General features: G+C 72.8%; 20 protein-coding genes and 1 tRNA gene. 10 read left to right on the forward strand and 11 right to left on the reverse strand.

The annotated features are described in order from the left end of the window. Window positions 1–84: 84 nt before the first annotated feature. The 4 genes from AC2TEW_RS30785 to AC2TEW_RS30800 all read left to right on the forward strand — a co-directional run bounded on the left by AC2TEW_RS30785 (window position 85) and on the right by AC2TEW_RS30800 (window position 4,111). A complete protein-coding gene (locus tag AC2TEW_RS30785; RefSeq protein ID WP_484626621.1) occupies window positions 85–984 on the forward strand; it encodes a bifunctional DNA primase/polymerase in 900 nt (299 codons plus the stop codon). 187 nt (window positions 985–1,171) lie between these two features. Next, window positions 1,172–2,509: a DUF3987 domain-containing protein gene (locus AC2TEW_RS30790; protein WP_484626622.1), complete on the forward strand. Its 1,338-nt coding sequence runs from the start codon at window positions 1,172–1,174 to the stop codon at window positions 2,507–2,509. A gap of 268 nt (window positions 2,510–2,777) precedes the next feature. Next, window positions 2,778–2,966 (forward strand): helix-turn-helix domain-containing protein, encoded by a 189-nt coding sequence (locus AC2TEW_RS30795; RefSeq protein WP_363506634.1) that lies wholly within the window; start codon window positions 2,778–2,780, stop codon window positions 2,964–2,966. Beyond that, the gene (locus AC2TEW_RS30800) at window positions 2,966–4,111 is read left to right on the forward strand and encodes a tyrosine-type recombinase/integrase (RefSeq protein ID WP_484626623.1); all 1,146 of its coding nucleotides are present in this window, start codon (window positions 2,966–2,968) and stop codon (window positions 4,109–4,111) included. Before AC2TEW_RS30795 ends, AC2TEW_RS30800 begins: the two co-directional genes overlap by 1 nt. A gap of 87 nt (window positions 4,112–4,198) precedes the next feature. Here AC2TEW_RS30800 and AC2TEW_RS30805 read toward each other — a convergent pair. Further along, window positions 4,199–4,272 (reverse strand) — tRNA-Thr (locus tag AC2TEW_RS30805). Between the two features lie 304 nt (window positions 4,273–4,576). Here AC2TEW_RS30805 and AC2TEW_RS30810 point away from each other — a divergent pair. The 3 genes from AC2TEW_RS30810 (at window position 4,577) to AC2TEW_RS30820 (ending at window position 7,439) form a co-directional block, all read left to right on the forward strand. Continuing rightward, the gene (locus AC2TEW_RS30810) at window positions 4,577–5,668 is read left to right on the forward strand and encodes an ABC transporter ATP-binding protein (RefSeq protein WP_484626624.1); all 1,092 of its coding nucleotides are present in this window, start codon (window positions 4,577–4,579) and stop codon (window positions 5,666–5,668) included. Between the two features lie 226 nt (window positions 5,669–5,894). Next, on the forward strand, window positions 5,895–6,332 hold the full coding sequence (locus AC2TEW_RS30815) for a hypothetical protein (protein ID WP_033820417.1): 438 nt from the start codon (window positions 5,895–5,897) through the stop codon (window positions 6,330–6,332). A 354-nt stretch (window positions 6,333–6,686) separates the two neighbouring features. Next, a complete protein-coding gene (locus AC2TEW_RS30820; protein WP_033820418.1) occupies window positions 6,687–7,439 on the forward strand; it encodes a nucleotidyltransferase family protein in 753 nt (250 codons plus the stop codon). Window positions 7,440–7,630: 191 nt separating this feature from the next. Here the strand turns inward: AC2TEW_RS30820 and AC2TEW_RS30825 are convergent, their stop codons facing one another. The 7 genes from AC2TEW_RS30825 to AC2TEW_RS30855 all read right to left on the reverse strand — a co-directional run bounded on the left by AC2TEW_RS30825 (window position 7,631) and on the right by AC2TEW_RS30855 (window position 14,688). After that, window positions 7,631–9,262: a DoxX family membrane protein gene (locus tag AC2TEW_RS30825; RefSeq protein WP_484626625.1), complete on the reverse strand. Its 1,632-nt coding sequence runs from the start codon at window positions 9,260–9,262 to the stop codon at window positions 7,631–7,633. Window positions 9,263–9,490: 228 nt separating this feature from the next. After that, window positions 9,491–10,486, reverse strand: coding sequence for a 23S rRNA (guanosine(2251)-2'-O)-methyltransferase RlmB (gene rlmB, locus AC2TEW_RS30830; RefSeq protein ID WP_484626626.1), 996 nt, complete (start codon window positions 10,484–10,486; stop codon window positions 9,491–9,493). Window positions 10,487–10,570: 84 nt separating this feature from the next. Next, on the reverse strand, window positions 10,571–11,965 hold the full coding sequence (gene cysS, locus AC2TEW_RS30835) for a cysteine--tRNA ligase (protein WP_484626627.1): 1,395 nt from the start codon (window positions 11,963–11,965) through the stop codon (window positions 10,571–10,573). Between the two features lie 210 nt (window positions 11,966–12,175). Next, a complete protein-coding gene (locus AC2TEW_RS30840; RefSeq protein WP_484626628.1) occupies window positions 12,176–12,568 on the reverse strand; it encodes a PPOX class F420-dependent oxidoreductase in 393 nt (130 codons plus the stop codon). 111 nt (window positions 12,569–12,679) lie between these two features. After that, window positions 12,680–13,234, reverse strand: coding sequence for a 2-C-methyl-D-erythritol 2,4-cyclodiphosphate synthase (gene ispF / locus AC2TEW_RS30845; RefSeq protein ID WP_484626629.1), 555 nt, complete (start codon window positions 13,232–13,234; stop codon window positions 12,680–12,682). Continuing rightward, window positions 13,224–14,003, reverse strand: a complete 780-nt coding sequence (gene ispD, locus AC2TEW_RS30850; RefSeq protein ID WP_484626702.1) for a 2-C-methyl-D-erythritol 4-phosphate cytidylyltransferase — start codon at window positions 14,001–14,003, stop codon at window positions 13,224–13,226. The genes ispF and ispD overlap by 11 nt, the downstream gene beginning before the upstream one ends. A 202-nt stretch (window positions 14,004–14,205) precedes the next feature. Next, complete coding sequence (locus AC2TEW_RS30855) at window positions 14,206–14,688, reverse strand: CarD family transcriptional regulator (protein WP_014136563.1); 483 nt, start codon at window positions 14,686–14,688, stop codon at window positions 14,206–14,208. Between the two features lie 450 nt (window positions 14,689–15,138). Between AC2TEW_RS30855 and AC2TEW_RS30860 the strand changes: the two genes are divergently transcribed. Continuing rightward, window positions 15,139–15,849 carry a DUF461 domain-containing protein gene (locus tag AC2TEW_RS30860; RefSeq protein WP_484626630.1) on the forward strand — a complete coding sequence of 237 codons (711 nt, stop codon included), beginning with the start codon at window positions 15,139–15,141 and terminating at the stop codon, window positions 15,847–15,849. Between the two features lie 99 nt (window positions 15,850–15,948). On the opposite strand, the gene phoP is transcribed toward AC2TEW_RS30860, so the two are convergent. Both phoP and AC2TEW_RS30870 read right to left on the reverse strand, forming a co-directional pair. Further along, on the reverse strand, window positions 15,949–16,644 hold the full coding sequence (phoP, locus tag AC2TEW_RS30865; RefSeq protein WP_033825386.1) for a two-component system response regulator PhoP: 696 nt from the start codon (window positions 16,642–16,644) through the stop codon (window positions 15,949–15,951). After that, window positions 16,641–17,924 carry a sensor histidine kinase gene (locus tag AC2TEW_RS30870; protein ID WP_033825387.1) on the reverse strand — a complete coding sequence of 428 codons (1,284 nt, stop codon included), beginning with the start codon at window positions 17,922–17,924 and terminating at the stop codon, window positions 16,641–16,643. Before AC2TEW_RS30870 ends, phoP begins: the two co-directional genes overlap by 4 nt. 314 nt (window positions 17,925–18,238) lie before the next feature. Here AC2TEW_RS30870 and phoU point away from each other — a divergent pair, with 314 nt between their 5' ends. Together phoU and AC2TEW_RS30880 are read left to right on the forward strand one after the other, a co-directional pair. Further along, complete coding sequence (gene phoU, locus AC2TEW_RS30875; protein WP_484626631.1) at window positions 18,239–18,922, forward strand: phosphate signaling complex protein PhoU; 684 nt, start codon at window positions 18,239–18,241, stop codon at window positions 18,920–18,922. 179 nt (window positions 18,923–19,101) lie between these two features. After that, window positions 19,102–19,281: a hypothetical protein gene (locus AC2TEW_RS30880; RefSeq protein ID WP_484626632.1), complete on the forward strand. Its 180-nt coding sequence runs from the start codon at window positions 19,102–19,104 to the stop codon at window positions 19,279–19,281. Between the two features lie 194 nt (window positions 19,282–19,475). Here the strand turns inward: AC2TEW_RS30880 and AC2TEW_RS30885 are convergent, their stop codons facing one another. Continuing rightward, window positions 19,476–20,234: a phosphoglyceromutase gene (locus AC2TEW_RS30885; protein WP_484626633.1), complete on the reverse strand. Its 759-nt coding sequence runs from the start codon at window positions 20,232–20,234 to the stop codon at window positions 19,476–19,478. Between the last annotated feature and the right edge of the window lie 27 nt (window positions 20,235–20,261).

Genomic DNA, 20,261 nt, shown 5'->3' on the forward strand with positions numbered 1-20,261 from the left:
CCGGGCCCGGCCGACACGACGGCGATGCCCCCGGGCCCGTCGCACACAGCCACAGACCTTCTGACCAGCCGTTAGGAGACGCCCTTGAACGACTGGCAGGCCGCTTCGACCGCGGCTCACCATGCTGCCGACCGCGGCTTCGCGGTCTTCCCGACCGGCAGGACGAAGCGGCCGGCGATCCCCAGCCCGCACCCGCCCGGCCCCGAGGCCGACCGGTGCCGCGCCACCTGCGGGCGCCCCGGGCACGGCGTCCTCGACGCCACCACCGACCACCAGCAGATCGACGCCCTGTTCGCCGCCGCCCCGTGGGCGACCGGATACGGCATCGCATGCGGCCGGGCCCCTCACCACCTGCTCGGCCTCGACCTCGACCGGAAGAACGGCCTCGACGGCGTCGCCGACCTCGCCCGGCTCGCCGCGGAGCACGCCTTCACCATCCCCGCCACGGCCACCGTGGCCACCCCGACCGGGGGACTCCACCTGTGGCTCGGCGCGCCGCCGGACGCGATGTTCCCCAACTCCGTCGGCAAGGTCGCCCCGGGCATCGACGTCCGCGGCCCGGCCGGATACCTGATCGGCCCCGGCTCCCTCGGCACCGCCGGACGCTACTCCTTCGCCCCCGGCACCGACCCGAACGTCATCTCCCGGTGCCCGCCCGCCCTGCTGGCCCTGCTCAACCCACCGCCCGCCCCGGCCCCGGTCGCACCGGTCGCCGGGCTGCGCGAGCGGGTCCATCACCAGAAGCCCTACGTCCGTGCCGCCCTCGACCGCGAGGCCGCCACCGTGAAGGCACAGAAGTACCCGGGCCGTGCCAAGCGGCTGTTCGCCTCCGCCGCCGCCCTCGGCCGGCACCTGCCCACCGGCGTCATCCCGGAAGACCTCGCGTTCGACACGCTCCTGGACGCCGGGATGGCCACCGGCCTGACCCGTGCCGAGTGCGAGCACACCATCCGCCGCGGCCTCGCCCGGGGCGCCACCACCTGACCCTGCGGCCCGCGCTGGAGCGAGGCCGGAGAAGCGCTTCTCCGACCCCCGCCCCTCGCGGTGCCGCGCCCGCCCGACGCGGCCAACCCCTTTGCCCTACCTGACGACCCGAAAGGAACCGAGCCATGGCACCGACCACCGGCCGAACCCGCACCGCCGACGCCACGGCCGGCCACCAGGAGACCGCGTGAGCATCCCCGCGCCCGCCCACCCGACCCACCACCCCACCCTCACCGCCACAGCGCGCACGGCGGGGCCTGTGCAGGACGTGTTCTACGGGCCGCTGCTCGGCGCGGAACGGCCCACCCGGCCCGGCCCGGTCCCGGACACGGCCGTCTTCCAGGGCTGGGTCGGCGAGACCGTGCGCGAGCTCGACCCGACCACCGAGGCCGATCCGGTCGGGGTGCTGGTCAACCTGCTCTCCGCCGCCGGAGCCATGTTCGGCTCCGGCCCGCACCTGCGGATCGGCAACGACCGCCACCCCGCCCTCATCTGGGCCCTCACCATCGGCGCCACCGCCGCCGGCCGCAAAGGCGCCGCCACCAACACCGCCCGCCTGCTGCTGGCCGCCGCCGAACCGGAGTTCTTCAAAACCAACGCGCTGACCGGCCTCTCCTCCGGCGAAGGCCTGATCCAGGCCGTCCGCGACGGAGACCCCGGCAAGGACGACGACCCCGGAGTGCTCGACAAACGCTGCTGGATCGTGGAATCCGAGTACGGCATCACCATGGCCCGCTCCCGCCGCGAGGGGAACTCCCTCGGCGGGATCCTCCGCCAGGCATGGAACGGCGAAGACCTCGGCCTGATGAACCGTGACGCCGTCCGGGTCACCGCCCCGCACGTCGCCATCGTGGGTCACATCAGCCCGCGCGAACTGCGGGCCAAGATGCAGGACACCGAGATGGCCGGCGGCACCTACAACCGCTACCTGCCGATCTTCGTCCACCGCAACCTGATCCTCGCCGAATCCCGCGGCGCCGATCCACAGCTCGTGGACAACCTCGCCTCCGCCTGGCGCACCGTCCTACGCGACGCCCGACAGACCGGCGAGATCACCATGGACGACACCGCCCGCAAGCTGTGGCGCGAGGACGTCTACCCGGCGCTCTGCCAGGACGACGACGGGGACGGGCCGCTCGCCGAGTTCACCGCCCGCGCCGCCCCCTACACGCTCCGCCTCGCCATGGTCTACGCCCTCTGCGACCACCACTCGCAGATCAAGGAGGAGCACCTGCGGGCCGCGCACGCCCTGGTCGCCTACTCCCGGGCCTCCGCCGCCCACGTCCTCGGCCTGGCCGAGCACACCACCGGCGACCGCAAGCTCGACAAGCTCGCCGCCGCCGTCCGCAACGCCGGGGCCCGCGGCCTGACCGGCGACGAGGTCTACCGGCTCTTCAAGAAGACCGGCAAGGACGAACGCGACCGCCTGGTCGCCGCCCTCCTCCAGATCGACGGCTACGGCAGCGGCCAGATCCCCGGCACCGGCCGGCACACCACCGTCCTGCTCTACGCCCCACCCCCCTGACCCGGGGGTGGAAAGGGTGGAAAGGGTGGAAAGGGGTGCTAAGCCCTCCCACCTGCGAAAACACCAACCCCAAGGGGGGTGGAAAGGGGGTGCTAAGGGGGGTGGAAAGGTCCCGCCCCAACCCGGCCTCCCGGGACGCCCGACCCTTTCCACCCCCCTTTCCACCCCCTTCCCACCCCCACCCCGCACCACAAAAGCCCAGCTCACCGGGCTTAGCACCCCTTTCCACCCTTTCCACCCCCCGCCCAGCACCGGGAAGGACCCACCCTTGGCCACCGCCATCCCCGAAGTCCTCACCGTCCCCGAGGTCATGGCCGCACTCCGGATGAGCCGCAGCAAGGTCTACGACCTCATCCGCGCCAAGAAGCTCGCCACCTTCACCGAGGGCCGCAGCCGACGCATCCCCGCCGACTCCCTCGCCGCGTACATCCGCACCAAGATGGAGGAAAACGCCTGATGGCGAAGAAGCGGAACCCCAACGGCGCCGGCACCGTGACCAAGCGCAAGGACGGTCGGTACCAGGCTGCCGTCTACGTGCCCCAGCCCGACGGCACCCGGGCCCGGAAGTACGTCTATGGCAAGACGTGGCTGGAGTGCGACGAGAAGCGCCAGGAGCTGGTCCTGCGTGACCGGCGGAACGTCCCGACGCCCACCCGGTCGGCGAAGCTCTCGGAGTGGCTGCCGTACTGGCTCGACCACTTCATCAGGCCGAACCGCAAGCGCACGACCGTCGACAAGTACGAGACGCACATCCGGCTGCACCTTCTGCCCGTGCTCGGTTCGAGGAGCCTTGAGAACGTCGGCACCGCCGACGTGCGCAAGCTCATCAGCACGGTGACCAAGAAGGTGTCGGCCGCCACCGCCAAGGAGTCGCACCTGGTGCTCCGCACCGCCCTCTCCGCCGCCGTGCGGGACGAGCTGATCACCCGCAACGTCGCCAAGCTCGTTCCAGCCCCCCGAGTGGAGTACCGAGTGACCAAGCCCTGGAGTCTTGACGACACGCTGGTCTTCCTGGAGGGAGCCCGGCGCGATCAGCTGTACGCCGCGTTCGTGCTCGCCGTCGCACTCGGCCTGCGGCGCGGGGAGATCCTGGGCCTGCACTGGCGGGATATCGACCTGGAGGGCCGGACGCTGACGGTCCGCCAGCAGCTCCAGCGGATCGGTGGGGAGCTGTACCAGGACAGCCCGAAGTCCTGCCGGGCGCGGGTCGTCCCGCTGCCGATGATGTGCGTGGCGCCGCTGCGGTGGCAGCGGATGCGGCAGTCCGAGCAGCGCCGCCAGGCCGGGGCGGAGTGGCGGGAGTCCGGGTTCGTCTTCACCACCCGGACCGGCCGGCCGGTCGAGCCGCGCAACCTGACCCGCTCGTTCGCCCGGGTGGCCGCCGCCGAGTCGCTGCCGGTGATCCGGCTGCACGACACGCGGCACGGTTGCGCGACGCTGCTGGCCGCCGCCGGGGTCCAGCCCCGGGACCTGATGGCGATCCTCGGGCACAGCCAGATCGCGGTCACGATGGAGATCTACACCCACGTGGTGCAGGCGAACCAGCGGGAAGCGATGGGGCACATGGACCGCCTGTTGAAGCGGCGGCGCCCGACCGGCTGATGTCAGATGGTGATGTAGAAACGCCCCGCGCCGCTTGCGGCCGGGGCGTTTTTGCATTGGCAGGCCGTTGACCTGCACATTCAGCTGAGCCCCCTGTCGGGTTCGAACCGACGACCCCCGCTTTACAAGAGCGGTGCTCTGGCCAGCTGAGCTAAGGAGGCACGGTAGCCGTCCGCGGCGGACCACGGCGGCACCATGGGGCAGTGTACCGGGAGGGGCTGGGCGGTGCGGGTTGGATATCGGGAGTGGGCGCGGCTTCGGACGATCTGTCCCGGTTGTGATCGGACTGATGCCGAAATCGGCCACCGCTGGGGGCTGACAAGCGGATGAACGGACGGGTACGGTCACCAGAGCCAGCTCCATCGGTGGTCCAGACCACTGGGCCGCCGCGAGCGGGCAGCACGACAATCCACCCCTTTACTCGGATCGTCCGGCACGTTCCTGCCGGTGAAGGAGAGCTCAGTCATGGCTTCTGTCACGTTCGACAAGGCGACCCGGCTGTACCCCGGCGGCAACAAGCCCGCCGTCGACGCGCTGGACCTGCACGTCGAGGACGGCGAGTTCCTCGTCCTGGTCGGCCCCTCCGGCTGCGGCAAGTCCACCAGCCTGCGCATGCTGGCCGGCCTGGAGGACGTCAACGGCGGCGCCATCCGGATCGGCGACCGCGACGTCACCCACCTGCCGCCGAAGGACCGGGACATCGCCATGGTGTTCCAGAACTACGCGCTGTACCCGCACATGACCGTCGCGGACAACATGGGCTTCGCGCTCAAGATCGCGGGCGTCAACAAGGCCGAGATCCGCAGCAAGGTCGAAGAGGCCGCGAAGATCCTCGACCTCACCGAGTACCTGGACCGCAAGCCGAAGGCGCTCTCCGGCGGCCAGCGCCAGCGTGTCGCGATGGGCCGGGCGATCGTCCGCCAGCCGCAGGTCTTCCTGATGGACGAGCCGCTGTCGAACCTGGACGCCAAGCTCCGCGTCTCCACCCGTACCCAGATCGCCGGCCTGCAGCGCCGCCTGGGCATCACCACCGTGTACGTGACGCACGACCAGACCGAGGCCATGACCATGGGCGACCGCGTCGCGGTCCTCAAGGACGGTCTGCTGCAGCAGGTCGACACCCCGCGCAACATGTACGACCGCCCGGCCAACCTGTTCGTGGCGGGCTTCATCGGCTCGCCCGCGATGAACTTGATCGAGGTTCCGCTGGTCGACGGCGGCGTGAAGTTCGGCGGCTCGGTCATCAACATCTCCCGCGAGGACCTGGCCGGCGTCGGCAGCGACAAGACCGTGACCGTCGGCATCCGCCCGGAGCACTTCGAGATCGTCCCCGCGGGCGGCATCGAGGGCGTCGCGGTCACCGTGAACGTGGTCGAGGAGCTCGGCGCCGACGGCTTCGTCTACGGCACCACCAAGGTCGCCGGCGAGGACAAGGACATCGTCGTGCGCGTGCACGGCCGCCAGATCCCCGCCAAGGGCGCGACCATCAACGTGGTCCCGAACGGCGGCGAGCCGCACGTCTTCTCCACCACCTCGGGTGCCCGCCTCAGCAGCTGAGAGCAGTAGCCGGCGCCAGTTGCCGACACCGGCCGCCGAAGGCCGGCGCACCACGGAGACTCCCGGGCCCCGGCCGGATCGCACCCCGCGATCCGGCCGGGGCTCACCCGTTCGCGCCGGTCGGAGGCGGATACGTCAACACATCGGTCGAACTCCGCAGGACACATGTCACTCAATGGTGTAACGGAGTGCGTCGGCCCGGTCGCCCACCGCTACGCTCCTGTGCGTGAAACAGCTCGTTCGCCGCATCGGCCAGACCGTCGCCCTGACCCTGCCGGTGGTCCTGGTGACCACCGGCACGCTCGCCGTCACCCGCGTCCCGTGGGCGCCCCCGACCGGGCTCGACCAGCAGGTGGTCGCGGCCTCCAGCGGGGACGGCACCATCGGCCGCGCCGCCGTCTCCCCCAACACCCAGGGCCTGGCCCCGCAGGACGCCCTGCGGGCCGACCTGATGGAGGAGCTGCGCACCCACAACCCGGGCACCGCGCTCGACCTGCTGGAGCGGACCATGCGGGAGAAGCCCTCGCTGACGCCGTACTGCAGCACGCTGTCCGCCGAACTCGGCCGGGCCGCCGTCCGCAAGTACCAGGGGGACGTGCAGCGGGCCCGCTCCTTCGCCCGCCCGGTCTGCGACGGCTCGTTCGCAGCCGGCGTGGTGGGCTGACCCGGCCGCCCCGGCCGCCCCGGCCGCCCCGGCCGCCCCGGCAACGGTCGATCGGTCGGTCCACCGCCCGCAATCGGTGGACCGACCCTGCCGACGACCGACCCCGCCGGCGACGGATCCCGTGACGGTCCCCCGACGGGCCGCGCCTGACGGACCGTCGGGCACGGCACTGCGGTCCCCGCGCGCCGCGCAGCGGCCCGCCCGTCCGCGGGCGCCGCGCCCGCACCCGGGTCCGCGCCACGCCCACGCCCGGATCCGCACCACGCCCACATCGCCGCCCACGCCGCGGCCCACGCCGGTCCGGGCTGCGGCGCACCGCTGGGACGCCGTCCGTGAGGCCCCTATTGTGTCCGCATGACCGCAGACTCGACGCGCCTCAGCCAGTCCGCTCCCGCCGTCACCCAGGCCGTGATCCTGGCCGGGGGCCAGGGTTCCCGGCTCCGCCCGTACACCGACGACCGTCCCAAGCCGCTGGTCGAGATCCCCGGTACGGGCACCCCGATCGTCGGGCACCAGCTGGCCTGGCTGGCCGCGGAGGGTGTGACGGACGCGGTGATCTCCTGCGGGCACCTCGCCGAGGTGCTGCAGGAGTGGCTGGACAAGGCGGATCTGCCGCTGAACGTGCAGACCGTGGTGGAGACCGAGCCGCTCGGGCGTGGCGGTGGCCTCAAGTACGCCTCGCAGGCGCTGCCGCGGCCGGAGGAGCCCTGGTACGCCACCAACGGTGACATCTGGACCAGGTTCAGCCTGCGCGACATGGCCGCCTTCCACCACGAGCGCGACGCAATGGCGACGCTCGCGCTGGCCCGGCCGAGGATCCCGTGGGGTGCGGTGGAGACCGACCAGTTCGGCAACGTGCTGGACTTCATCGAGGCACCGCCCTCGCCGTTCCTGATCAACGCCGGCCTGTACGTCTTCGCGCCGGGCTTCCGTGAGCTGCTGCCGGACGTCGGCGACCACGAGCGCACCACCTTCCCCCAGCTCGCCCGCGCCAAGCGGCTGGCGGGCTACCAGCTGCCGCAGGGCGTCTACTGGCGTGCTATCGACACCGCGAAGGACCTCACCGAGGCCGCCAAGGAGCTCGCCGCAGCCCGCGGCCAGGCCTGACCACGCTCCACCCCCGCCCGGCCGACAAGCAACGGGCACACAGCAACGCAGCACCGTGGCACCACGGCACGACGGCACGACGGCACCAATAACAAGGCGGCAGCAGCGGCAACAACGACAGCGGCCCCCACCGGACGGACAACTCCGGTGGGGGCCGCTGCGCATGCCGCACGAGCGGCACCAAGGCCAGGTCAGACCATCTGCTGCTCGGTCTGGCGCTCCAGACCGAGCTTGGGCAGTTCGACCGGCCCGCTGCCGAGCACCCCGCCGATCAGCCCGGGGGTGCTCGGGTTGCTGCTGCGCGGCGAGGAACCGCCGGACCCGGAACCGCTGCCGCCCTGCCCGGTGCCGCCGGCGCCGCCGCCGGAGGGGCGGGCGTTGCCGCTGGGGCTGGACGAGGACTTCGGCTTGCCGCTGCTCTTGCCCGGGGAGGGGGAGGCGGGCGACGGCGAGCCCGACGGGCGGGACGGGGAGGGCGTGGGGGTCGGGCTGTGCGAGGGCGTGGGGGTGGCGGGGGCGCTGTTGCCGGGCCACACCGGGGAGCCGAAGTCGGTCGGCGGCCTGACCGGGGCCTGCTGCTCACGTCCGGTGCGGACCGCCGCGCCGAGCATCGAGCCGATCAGCAGGGTGAGTCCGACCACCACCGCGGTGACCACCGCGCCGCGCCGCAGCACCCGCCGCCGCAGCGCCGCGGGCGCCTCGGCGCCGTACCGCCGCCAGGCGTTCAGGGCGATCCGGCCGTCCAGCGAGCCGAACGGCGCCCCGGCGATCAGCAGCGGGCTCCAGGCGGCGAGGAAGATCAGGTCCGGGGTGTCGTAGACCGGCACCGCCCGCCAGCTGACGGTGAACAGCAGCGCCGCGGAGAGCAGCATCGCCGCACCGGCCGCCAGCCGCTGCCAGAGGCCGAGGATGGTCAGCACGCCGACCACGATCTCGGTGAACGCCACCGCCAGGCCGGAGCCGACCGGGTGCGCCATGGTGAAGTCGAGCAGCGGCGCGGCGGCCTTCCACGGGTGCAGGGCCGAGAGCCAGCGCATCATCGACCCGCGGTCACCGCCGTCGAAGTACACCGGGTCGCAGAGCTTGCTGAACCCGGCGTAGCCGGACAGCGAGCCGAGCACCACCCGCAGCGGCAGCAGGACCAGCCCGAGGTCGACCCGGCGGCCGGGCTCGCGCAGGTGCCTGGCCTCGGCGGCACCGGCGGCGGAGACCGCCGGCAGCTCGCCGTGCGGGCTCCAGGCGGGCTGCCCGGCCGTCGTGGCGGCGGGGGCCGCGGACGGGCCGCCCGATCCCGGCGAGCCCGGCTGCCTGGGCACCGCCTGGCCGTACGAGGGGACCTGCGGGAGCTGCTGGGTGTCGTCGCCCGCGGGCGCCCCGGCGGGTGCCGGGACGGTGCTGAGCCGGACGGCGTCCAGCAGCTGGGTGGCGGCCAGGTCGCCGGGCGCGGCCTGCCCGCTCCAGGTGACGGCCGTGACCCGCGCCTTGCGCCGTGGGGTGGCGCCGATGCCGACCAGGGCCGGCACCTCGGTGTTGGGCAGCACGACCTGCGGGGTGACCATGGGGCGGGTGCCGAGTCCGGCCGCCCGGTACGGGTTGCTGTAGGGGTTGCCGCCGCTCTGCATGCCGTACGGGTCGCCGAAGGCCGCTCCGGCGGGGGCGTCGATCAGCGGATCAACCGGGGTGACCAGTCTGACCCGGAAGCTGGCCTGGGTGCTGCTGAGCTTCGCCGGGTCGGACGGCACCTTGACCGTGTTGAGGGCGGGCCCGGAGTCTATTCCCGCCGTGCCGCCCTGCCCGGGGCGCCGAGGTGTTCTGGTGTCCACACCCCTCTAACCGGGTGACGGCCCCTTAGGACACTCTCCCGGGTGGATTCCGGGCCCCGCTTTGAAGTGATCATGAGAAAACCGACCGGGCCCGACAGGACCCGATCGGTTCAGTTCCAAACAACCGTCAGAGACGGTCACGCGCCCCCGTCGGAGACGGTCACACGCCACCGTCGGAGACGGTCGCGACGGCCCCCCGGCGTACGCCGGAGGGCGCGCGAGCGGCCGTCAGGCGCTCTTGGCCCGCAGTCGGGCGGCCTCGTAGAGCACGATGCCCGCCGCGACACCGGCGTTCAGCGACTCGGTCTCACCCGGCATCGGGATCCGCACCCGGATGTCGCAGGTCTCCGCGACCAGCCGGGACAGGCCCTTGCCCTCGGAGCCCGCCACGATCACCACGGGACCGGTCAGCAGCTCCAGGTCGCCGATCTCGGCCTCGCCGTCGGCGGCCAGGCCGACCACCATCAGACCGGCCTTCTGGTACGCCTCCAGGGCCCGGGTCAGGTTGGTCGCCCGGGCGACGGGCAGCCGGGCGGCCGCACCGGAGGAGGTCTTCCAGGCACCGGCGGTCATACCGGCCGCACGGCGCTCGGGGATGACCACGCCGTGCGCCCCGAAGGCGGCGGCGGAACGCACCACGGCACCGAGGTTGCGGGAGTCGGTGACCCCGTCCAGGGCCATCACCAGCGCGGCCTCGCCGTTGTCGGCGGCGTCCGCGAGCAGGTCGTCCGGGTGCGCGTACTCGTACGGCGGGACCTGGAGCACCAGGCCCTGGTGGTTGAGGCCGCCGGTCATCTGGTCCAGCTGCGGGCGCGGGGCCTCCATCAGCGGGACGCCGCGGTCGTTGGCGGCCTGGAAGGCCTCGCGGACCCGGTCGTCGGTCTCGATGAACTGCATCACGTAGAGCGCGGTGGCCGGCACCCCGCCCTTCAGCGCCTCGACCACCGAGTTGCGGCCGACCACCAGCTCGGCGGCGCCGGCGCCGCCGCGGCCGCCGCGGGCACCGGCACCGGCCCGGCGCATGCCGGCCCGGGACTTGGCGTCGCGCTCGCGCTTGAGCGCCGCGTTGGCGGCGCGCTGCTTCGGGTGGCCCTTGCGGGCCTCGCCGGGCGGGGTCGGGCCCTTGCCCTGGAGTGCCTTCCGGCTGTGGCCGCCGGTACCGACACTCGCGCCCTTCTTGGAAGTGGGGTTGCGGCGGTTCCTGCGCTGGCTGTTGCCGGCCATGGCTGTACTTCCTGTCTCTTCTGCGTCATACGGTGGGCCGCACCGGCGCCGGTGCGGCCCACCCTCACCCCGACGGGTACGGGGTTACTGGTTGTTGAGGGTCCAGCGCGAGCCGGACGGGGTGTCCTCGATCGCCAGACCGGCCTTGGTGAGCTGGTCCCGGATGGCGTCCGAGGTGGCGAAGTCCTTACGGGCGCGGGCCGCCTGGCGCTGCTCCAGGACCAGCTGGACCAGCGAGTCGACCACCCCGCGCAGGTCGTCGCCGCGTTCCGCGCCGGACCACTGCTCGTCGAGCGGGTCCAGACCCAGTACTCCGAGCATCGCACGGACCTCGGCGAGCCGCGCCACCGCGCTCTCCTTGTCGCCCGCCGTGAGCGCGCTGTTGCCCTGGCGGACGGCGGTGTGCACCACCGCGAGGGCCTGCGGCACGCCCAGGTCGTCGTCCATCGCCTCGGCGAAGGACAGCGGCACCTCGGGGGCGGCGTCGACCGGGCCGCAGCTCTCCACGGTCCGCTGGATGAAGCCCTCGATCCGGGCGAACCCGGTCTCGGCCTCCCGCACCGACTCCTCGCTGTACTCGATCATCGAGCGGTAGTGCGGGCCGGCCAGGTAGTAGCGGAGCACGATCGGCCGCCAGCGCTGCACCATCTCGGAGATCAGCACCGAGTTGCCGAGCGACTTGCTCATCTTCTCGCCGGACATGGTGACCCAGGCGTTGTGCACCCAGAAGTTGGCGAAGTCGTCGCCGAACGCCTTGGACTGGGCGATCTCGTTCTCGTGGTGCGGGAAGATCAGGTCGAGCCCGCCGCCGTGGATGTCGAAGGCCGCGCCGAGGTACTTGTGCGCCATCGCCGAGCACTCCAGGTGCCAGCCCGGCCGCCCGCGGCCCCAGGGGGTGGCCCAGCTGGGCTCGCCCTCCTTGGCGCGCTTCCACATCGCGAAGTCGCGCGGGTCGCGCTTGCCGGTCTCGCCCGTGCTCTCCGGCTGCCGGAGGTTCTCCAACTCCTGGTTGGAGAGCGCCAGGTAGTCGGGGTAGGTGGTGACGGCGAAGTAGACGTTGCCCTCGGACTCGTAGGCGTGCCCCTTGGCGATGAGCGCCTGCATCATCTCGATCATCTCGGGGACGTGCCCGGTCGCCCGGGGCTCCACCGACGGGGGCAGGCAGCCCAGCGCGGCGTAACCGTCGTTGAAGGCGCGCTCGTTGGTGTAGGCGATCTCCCACCACGGGGTGCCGAGCTCGCGCTCCTTGGCGATCACCTTGTCGTCGATGTCGGTGACGTTGCGCACGAACGTGACCTGGTAGCCGCGGTAGCCGAACCAGCGGCGCATCACGTCGAAGTTGAGGTTGGACCGGATGTGTCCGATGTGCGGGGCCGCCTGGACGGTCGCGCCACACAGGTACATCGAGACACAACCCGGTACAAGCGGGACGAAGTCGCGTACCTGGCGGGTGCTGGTGTCGTACAGGCGAAGGCTCACAGCGTCAAGCGTAGTGGGCGACGGGGGGTGCCCCGCCACCTTTCGTACCGGCCGCCGCCGGGTTCGTGCCGGTCCGGGCCGTCCGCAGTGCGGGACCGGCCGCCACCCAGGGTGGCCGTACGGACACCGACGGCCCGGGCGGGCGGCCGGGCGGACCGGCGAACCCGCAGGCCAGGGGCCCGGCAGCGGTGCCGCCGGGCCCCACCGGCCTCAGAGGTTGCCGACCACCTTGCGCGGGGCCAGCCGGACGACCACCCGCACGTCGTCCGGGCCGTCGAACCCGTAGTCCTCGCCGCGGTACTTGCGGGACAGCTCGTCGATCAGCTCCCGGCCGCCCTCCGTGGTCATCTGCACCTCGCCGCGGAGCTCGGCGTAGGTGTACGGGTGGTCCGGCGGGTTGAGCACCAGGGTGATCCGCGGGTCACGGACCAGGTTGAGGTGCTTGCGGCGGCCCTGGACGGTCGAGAAGAGCACCTCGTCGCCGTCCCGCTTCACCCAGACCACCGAGGACTGCGGGCTGCCGTCGGGCTGGATCGTGGAGACCACGGCGAAACTCTTGCCGTCGAGCAGTTCCTTCGCGCGGTCGGGAAGTGCTGCACCCATCAGGACCTCTTCTCGGTGACGAGCCAACTGGTACCCGGCCAAGCTACCGATCCGGTGGCGCCCCGCACCGGTGAAACACCCCGGAGGGCGGGCGGCCGCCGCGCGGGCGGCTCAGGGCGCCCGGTACACCAGGGCGGTGGCCAGTGCGGCCAGCCCCTCGGCCCGGCCGGTCAGGCCGAGGCCGTCGGTGGTGGTGCCGGAGACCGACACCGGTGCGCCGACCGCGGCCGAGAGCACCGCCTGGGCCTCCGCCCGCCGCTTGCCGATCTTCGGGCGGACGCCGATCACCTGGATCGCCACGTTGCCGATGGTGAAGCCGGCCTCCCGGACGATCCGGGCCGCCTCCGCGAGCAGGGTGACCCCGGCCGCGCCGGCCCACTCGGGCCGGTCGGTGCCGAAGTGCGCCCCGAGGTCACCGAGGCCGGCGGCGGAGAACAGCGCGTCGCAGGCGGCGTGCGCGGCGACGTCGGCGTCCGAGTGCCCGGCCAGGCCGAACTCGGAGCCGGGCCAGTCCAGGCCCGCCACCCGCAGCGGCCGGCCCGCCTCGAAGGCGTGCACATCGGTGCCGATGCCGACCAGCGGGATCACGGGCGCGGCGGGCGGGGTCCGGTCGGCAGCCGTCGGCCCGGAAGGCGCCTGTTCGGGCAGGGTCGGCTCAGAAGCCATCGGAGGCCCTCCTGCGGGCGAGTACGGCCTCGGCCAGGACGAGGTCCAGCGGACGGGTCACCTTGAACGCCTCCTCGTGCCCGGGCACCACGACCACCCGGCCGCCGTAGTGCTCGACCAGCCCGGCGTCGTCGGTGACCAGCGGCGGCGAGCCCCCGGCCTCCTCGGCCAGCGCCTTCTCGTGCACCTCGTGCAGGGTCGCGCGCAGGAAGCCCTGCGGGGTCTGCACCGCGCGCAGGGTCGACCGGTCGGGCGTGTCCAGCACCGGTTCGGGGGAGCCCGCGGGCCGCGGTTCGACCCGCTTGACGGTGTCGGCCAGCGGGACGGCCGGCACCACGGCCCCGGCCCCGGCCCGGACGGCCGCGGCCACCGCGTCGACCACCTCGACCGGTACCAGCGGGCGGGCGGCGTCGTGCACCAGCACGACCTCGGTCTCCGCCGGGATCGCCGCCAGGCCGAGCCGGACCGACTCCTGCCGGCTGGCGCCGCCGGCCACCACCCGGACGTCCTTGCCGTCCAGGCCGTGGCTGTCGAGCAGCGCGGCGACCTCGGCCTCCCCGCCGGGCGGCGCCGCGACCACCACCAGGCCGACCGCCCGGCTGCGGGCCAGCGCCCGTACGGCGTGCACGAGCAGCGGCACCCCGCCGAGTTCGCGCAGGGCCTTCGGGGCCCCGGGGCCCAGCCGCTCGCCCCGTCCCGCGGCGGGGACCACCGCCGCCGCGAGGTGTGCTGTGGCGTTCAGGTTTCGCTCCTCAGTCGCAGTGGGTATGGCCCTGCCGTACGCATCGGGCGCCCGGCACGACCCTCTTCCGGCTGCACGTTAGTGGACCACCGCCCCGCAGTGGCGGGTGTCCGCGGACATGCCGAAGCGCCCGAGGTGCTGTTGCACCACCTGGACGACTGCGAGTCCGTGGTGGCACAGCGGCATCGGGCGCCGTGGCATGCAGAAGTGCTGTGGGACGAGGCCGCCCTTAGGAGGCGAGCACCTCGTCGAGCAGCGTCTCCGCCTTGTCCTCGTTGGTGTTCTCGGCCAGCGCGAGCTCGCTGACCAGAATCTGCCGAGCCTTGGCGAGCATCCGCTTCTCGCCGGCCGACAGGCCGCGCTCGCGCTCGCGACGCCACAGGTCGCGCACGACCTCGGCGACCTTGATGACGTCACCCGAGGCAAGCTTCTCGAGGTTCGCCTTGTAGCGGCGGGACCAGTTCGTGGGCTCCTCGGTGTACGGTGCACGCAGCACCTCGAAGACCCGGTCGAGACCTTCCTGACCGACCACGTCTCGCACGCCGACGAACTCCGCGTTCTCGGCGGGCACGCGCAGCGTCAGATCTCCCTGCTGCACCTTCAGCACCAGGTAGGTCTTGTCCACACCTTTGATCTGGCGAGTTTCGATGGCCTCGATCAGCGCAGCCCCGTGATGGGGGTAGACCACCGTGTCGCCAACCTTGAACGTCATGTGACAGGACCCCTTCCGTGGCTTTCCAGAATAACACGCTTTTCTGCCGACCCGAAGGGCGTTTTCGCAGGTCAGGGCGGGTCTCGGGGCTTGACAATCACCCCCATCGCATGCTGCGACCGGTGTTCGAGGGCGGCTTCCCGCAGGTGGGAGGCGTTCCGAGAGCTCGCCGAAACCCCTGGCAACACTCCCGAAACCATGGTTTGATCTTGAGTTTTTGCCGCCTTCCGGGCGGCACCCCGACAGTGACCTGCGACACGTCCCCCGGCGGTGCCCGGCGCGGGCCCTCGGGACACGCCCGGGGACGGCCCTTCGAGCCGCCCCGGCAGGACCGGGACGCGACACGGGGCCACCCCGTGAGAACCGGATAACTGCGGTGGGTAGTCTGAGCGCTGACCACAGACCGTGATCCACATCCACCGTGATCCCACCCAAGGAGAAGTCGCCGCCGTGAGCCGGAGCCTTCGACGCGGCGCCATCGCCGCCCTCGTCCTCGCCGCGATCGTCCCGCTGTCGGCCTGCGCCGCCGGGAACACGCCGGACACCCTGGAGATCAAGCCGGACAACGCGGCCACCTCGCTCGGGGACTACCTGCGCCTCAACAACATCGTCGTGGTGACGCTGCCGCGGGCCGGCGCCGAGGGCGCGGGTGCGGGTCCGGCCAACGTCACGGCGAACATCAGCAACTCCGGCACCACGCCCGAGACGCTGAAGTCGATCACCGTCGGGGACAACGTGACCGCGACCTTCACCGACGCCAAGGGCGCCCAGCTCTCCGAGATCGTCATCCCGGCCGGCGGCGCCGTGCTGCTCGGCGGGCCGGACCAGCCGTCGGCCCACGTGGCCTCGGTCAAGGTGAGCGTCGGCGGCTTCGCCCCGACCGGCTTCGTGTTCGGCCGGGCCGGCCAGGTCGGCACCGAGGCCGCGGTGCTGCCGGCCGTCGGCCAGTACGCCGCGTTCGGCCCGAAGGCGGAGGCCGGCCCGTCCGCCTCCCCCTCGTCCAGCGCCTCGCCGTCCGCCGCCGCCTCCGGCGCGGCCTCCCCCTCGCCGTCCGCCACCATCACCGGCGCGCCGTCCGGCTCCCCGTCGGGTTCGGCCTCCGCCACCGGTGCGGCCGTCCCCTCCGGTTCGCCCTCCGGCAGCCCGATCGCCGGTCACTGAGCACCCCCGGCCGGCCTCCGGGCCGGCCGGGCGCCCGACGCCCGAGAGGGCCCCCGCCGTGGCGGGGGCCCTCTCGGTGTGCACGGGTACCGGTGCGGTCTACGGCTCGAACTTGTAGCCCAGGCCGCGGACCGTGACCAGGTAGCGGGGCGCGCCCGGGTCCGGCTCGATCTTGGCGCGCAGGCGCTTCACGTGGACGTCCAGGGTCTTGGTGTCACCGACGTAGTCGGCGCCCCAGACCCGGTCGATCAGCTGCATCCGGGTGAGCACCCGGCCGGCGTTGCGCAGCAGCATCTCCAGCAGGTCGAACTCCTTGAGCGGGAGGTCCACCTTGGCGCCGTCCACGGTCACCACGTGCCGGTCGACGTCCATCCGGACCGGGCCGGCCTCCAGCGCGCCGGGGGTGGCGCCGCCGCCGTCGCCGTTGCCGTCCTCGCCGCGGCGGCGCAGCACCGCGCGGATCCGGGCGACCAGCTCGCGGGTGGAGTAGGGCTTGGTCACGTAGTCGTCGGCCCCTATCTCCAGCCCGACGACCTTGTCGATCTCGCTGTCCTTGGCGGTGACCATGATCACCGGCACGTTGGAGCGGACCCGCAGCTGGCGGCAGACCTCGGTGCCGGGCAGGCCGGGGAGCATCAGGTCGAGCAGCACCAGGTCGGCGCCGTTGCGCTCGAACTGCTCCAGCGCGTCGGGTCCGGTGGCGGCCACGGCCACCTCGAAGCCCTCCTTGCGGAGCATGTACGAGAGGGCGTCGCTGAACGACTCCTCGTCCTCGACCACCAGTACTCGGGTCACGATCGGGCCTCCGGGGCAGGAAGGGAGTCCGACGCGGTCGCGTCGGAACGGGGTTCGGATGAGGGGGTGCGGTCCGGCGCCTGGCCGGCCGGGAGCCGCAGGGTGAAGGTCGAGCCCTGGCCCTCGACGCTCCAGACCGAGACGGTGCCGCGGTGGGAGGCGGCCACGTGCTTGACGATCGAGAGGCCGAGGCCGGTGCCGCCGGTGGCGCGGGAGCGGGCGGGGTCGACCCGGTAGAACCGTTCGAAGATCCGCTCGCGGTCCTTCTCCGAGATGCCGATGCCCTGGTCGGTCACCGAGATCTCGATCAGTTCGCCGTCCGCCTCGCCCAGCGCGGCGGCGCTGGAGATCCGGCGGGTGGCGATGGCCACGCGGGTGCGGGGCGGGCTGTAGTTGACGGCGTTCTCGACCAGGTTGCCGAGTGCGGCGGCCAGCTGGCCGCGGTTGCCGTCGAGGTAGAGGTCGCCGGTGCCGCCGGCCGCGATCAGGATCTGCTTGGCGGCGGCGGGCTGGCGGCAGCGGTCGATCGCCTCGGCGATCAGCTCGTCCACCGGGACCGGCTCGGGGTCGGCCAGGATGCGGTCGTCCTGGACCCGGGAGAGGTCGATGATCTCCTGGACCAGGCTGGCCAGCCGGGTCGCCTCGATCTGCATCCGGCCGGCGAACCGCTGGACGGCCTCAGGGTCGTCGGAGGCGTCCGCAACGGCCTCGGAGAGCAGCGACAGCGCGCCCACCGGGGTCTTCAGCTCGTGCGACACGTTGGCGACGAAGTCCCGCCGGATCGCTTCGATCCGGCGGCGGTCGGTGAGGTCCTCGACCAGCACCAGGACCAGCCGGGAGCCGAGCGGGGCGACCCGGACCGAGACCGCCAGCGGTTCGGCCGCGCGGGCCGCGCCGGGGCGGGGCAGCTCCAGCTCGACCTGGCGGATCTCGCCGTCCCGGCGGGTCGCCCGGGCCAGCGAGAGCATCGGGTCGACGGCCATCGCACCGCCCCTGACCAGGCCCATCGCGTACGCGGCGGAGCTGGCCTTGACCACCTCGTCGCCCTCGCCGAGCACGATCGCGCAGGAGCGGAGCACCGAGAGCACGGTGTCCACTCCCGGCGGCAGGGCGGGTTCCTGGTGCGGCGGCCCGCCCGGGCCCGTCCTGCTGCTGGTCCTGCCGCCGTTGCTGCCCTTCGCCTGCTCGCGCTCACTCCAACGGAAGGCGATGGCGGCCGTGAGGCCGACGCCGAGCCCGGCTATGGCGCAGGCTGCGGCGGCGGCCACATTCACGTCCATACGGCCAGCGTAAGCGCACGCCGGGTCGGTCCCGTACGGGTGCGATCAAGGCATCGGCCCCGCGTTGCCGAGAATTCACCTTCAAGCTGCCGGCGATTCACCACACCGGCCGTGGGCAGTCGCCCGAACGGATCAGTCTGGGCAATGCAAGCCCGTGTGGGCGGTGGCGCGGCTACCATTCGCGCCACCAGCAGCGGACGTCCCGGTTCCCGAGGGGGACCCGGCCCGGGACATCCGGTCGGCACCGCCACCGACACAGCTACTGATGGACCGGTCGGCGCCGCACCCGGCGCCGACGGCCAGGAGGAGAGAGCATGCGCGACGCGTACCACGAGGAACTCGACTCGATCAGCGACGGACTGATCGAGATGGCCCGGCTGGTCGGCTCGGCCATGGGCCGGGCGACCACCGCGCTGCTCGACGCGGACCTGGCGCTGGCGGAGAGCGTGATCGCCGCCGACGACAAGGTCAACACCCTGCACCACGACCTGGAGAACCGGGCGATCGACCTGCTGGCCCGCCAGCAGCCGGTCGCCACCGACCTGCGGATCGTCGTCACCTCGCTGCGGATGAGCGCCGACCTGGAGCGCTGCGGCGACCTCGCCCGGCACGTCGCCAAGGTGGCCCGGCTGCGCTTCCCGGACACCGCCGTCCCCAACGACCTGCACCCGATCGTGCTGGAGATGGGGCAGCTCGCGCAGCGCCTGGTCGCCAAGGCGGGCCTGGTGATCGCCACCAAGGACGTCGACAAGGCGCTGGAGCTGGAGCAGGACGACGACGCGATCGACGCGCTGCACCGCGAGCTCTTCTCGCACCTGCTGGACGACCGCTGGCAGCACGGCATCGAGACCGCCGTCGACGTCACGCTGGTCGGCCGGTACTACGAGCGGTTCGCCGACCACGCGGTGTCGGTGGCCAAGCGCGTGGTGTTCCTGGTGACCGGCGAGCACATCGGCGACTTCCTCGCCACCAACGAGCCGGCCGCGCTCGGCGAGTGACCCCGGCCCGCCGGACGGCGGGTGGGCGGTGACGGAAGCGGCAGTGACGGAGGTGGGGGCGCACACAGTTGGTGCACCCCCACTTCTGTGCGCCCGTTGACGCCCCGGCACCACCCGGGTTCACTCGGAAAGCAGGCACGACCGTCTCCGGCGTGCCCCGACGAGGAGGGTCCAGCGCCATGAAGGCAACCGCCACCCCGACCACCCCGCCGAAGAGCATCATCGAGCCGCCCGCCGCCGGGCTGCTCCCCGTCCTGGCGGCCGGCTGCGGGTGCGGCCCGGGCTGCGGCTGCGGCTGCCAGTCCGGTGCGCCCTGCCAGTGCGGCGGCGCCTCCGGGGGCTGCTGCGGCGGCCACTGACCCGCACCGGCTCACCGGCCCGCCGCGCGGCCCGGCGACGCCCCGGGACGGGCGGCGGCGGCCGGAAGGCCCGGGACGGGCGGCGGCCGGAAGGCCCGGAACGACGACGTCCGGGCAGCGACGACGTCCGGAGAACGACGACAGCCCCCCGCTCGCGCTGTCCGCGCAGGTGAGGGGCCGTTTCGCCTTCGGGCTTACTTCTTGCCCTGGTTCTTGACCGCCTCGATGGCGGCCGCGGCGGCCTCCGGGTCGAGGTAGCGGCCACCGGGGGTGAGCGGCTTGAAGTCGGCGTCCAGCTCGTAGACGAGCGGGATGCCGGTGGGGATGTTGAGGCCCGCGATGGCCTCGTCGGAGATGCCGTCCAGGTGCTTGACCAGGGCGCGCAGGCTGTTGCCGTGCGCGGTGACCAGCACGGTCTTGCCGGCGGCCAGGTCCGGGACGATCGCGTCGTACCAGTACGGCAGCATCCGCTCGACGACGTCCTTGAGGCACTCGGTGCGCGGGCGCAGCTCGCTCGGGATGTCGGCGTAGCGGGCGTCGCCGGCCTGCGAGTACTCGTTGTCGTCGGCCAGCACCGGCGGCGGGGTGTCGTACGAGCGGCGCCAGAGCTGGAACTGCTCCTCGCCGAACTCGGCCAGCGTCTGGGCCTTGTCCTTGCCCTGCAGGGCGCCGTAGTGGCGCTCGTTCAGCCGCCAGCTGCGGCGGACCGGGATCCAGTGGCGGTCGGCCTTGTCCAGGGCGATCTGCGAGGTGCGGATGGCGCGGCGGAGCAGCGAGGTGTGCAGGACGTCGGGGAAGTAGCCCTCGGCGGCCAGCAGCTCGCCGCCGCGTGCGGCCTCCTTCTCACCCTTTTCGTTGAGGTCGACGTCGACCCAGCCGGTGAAGAGGTTCTTCTGGTTCCACTGGCTCTCGCCGTGGCGGAGCAGGATCAGTCGGTAGGTCGTGTCAGCCATGGCCCACAGCTTAGTGGAGGCGGAAAT

It is taken from the genome of Kitasatospora sp. NEAU-CNBT7 (genome assembly GCF_057220535.1).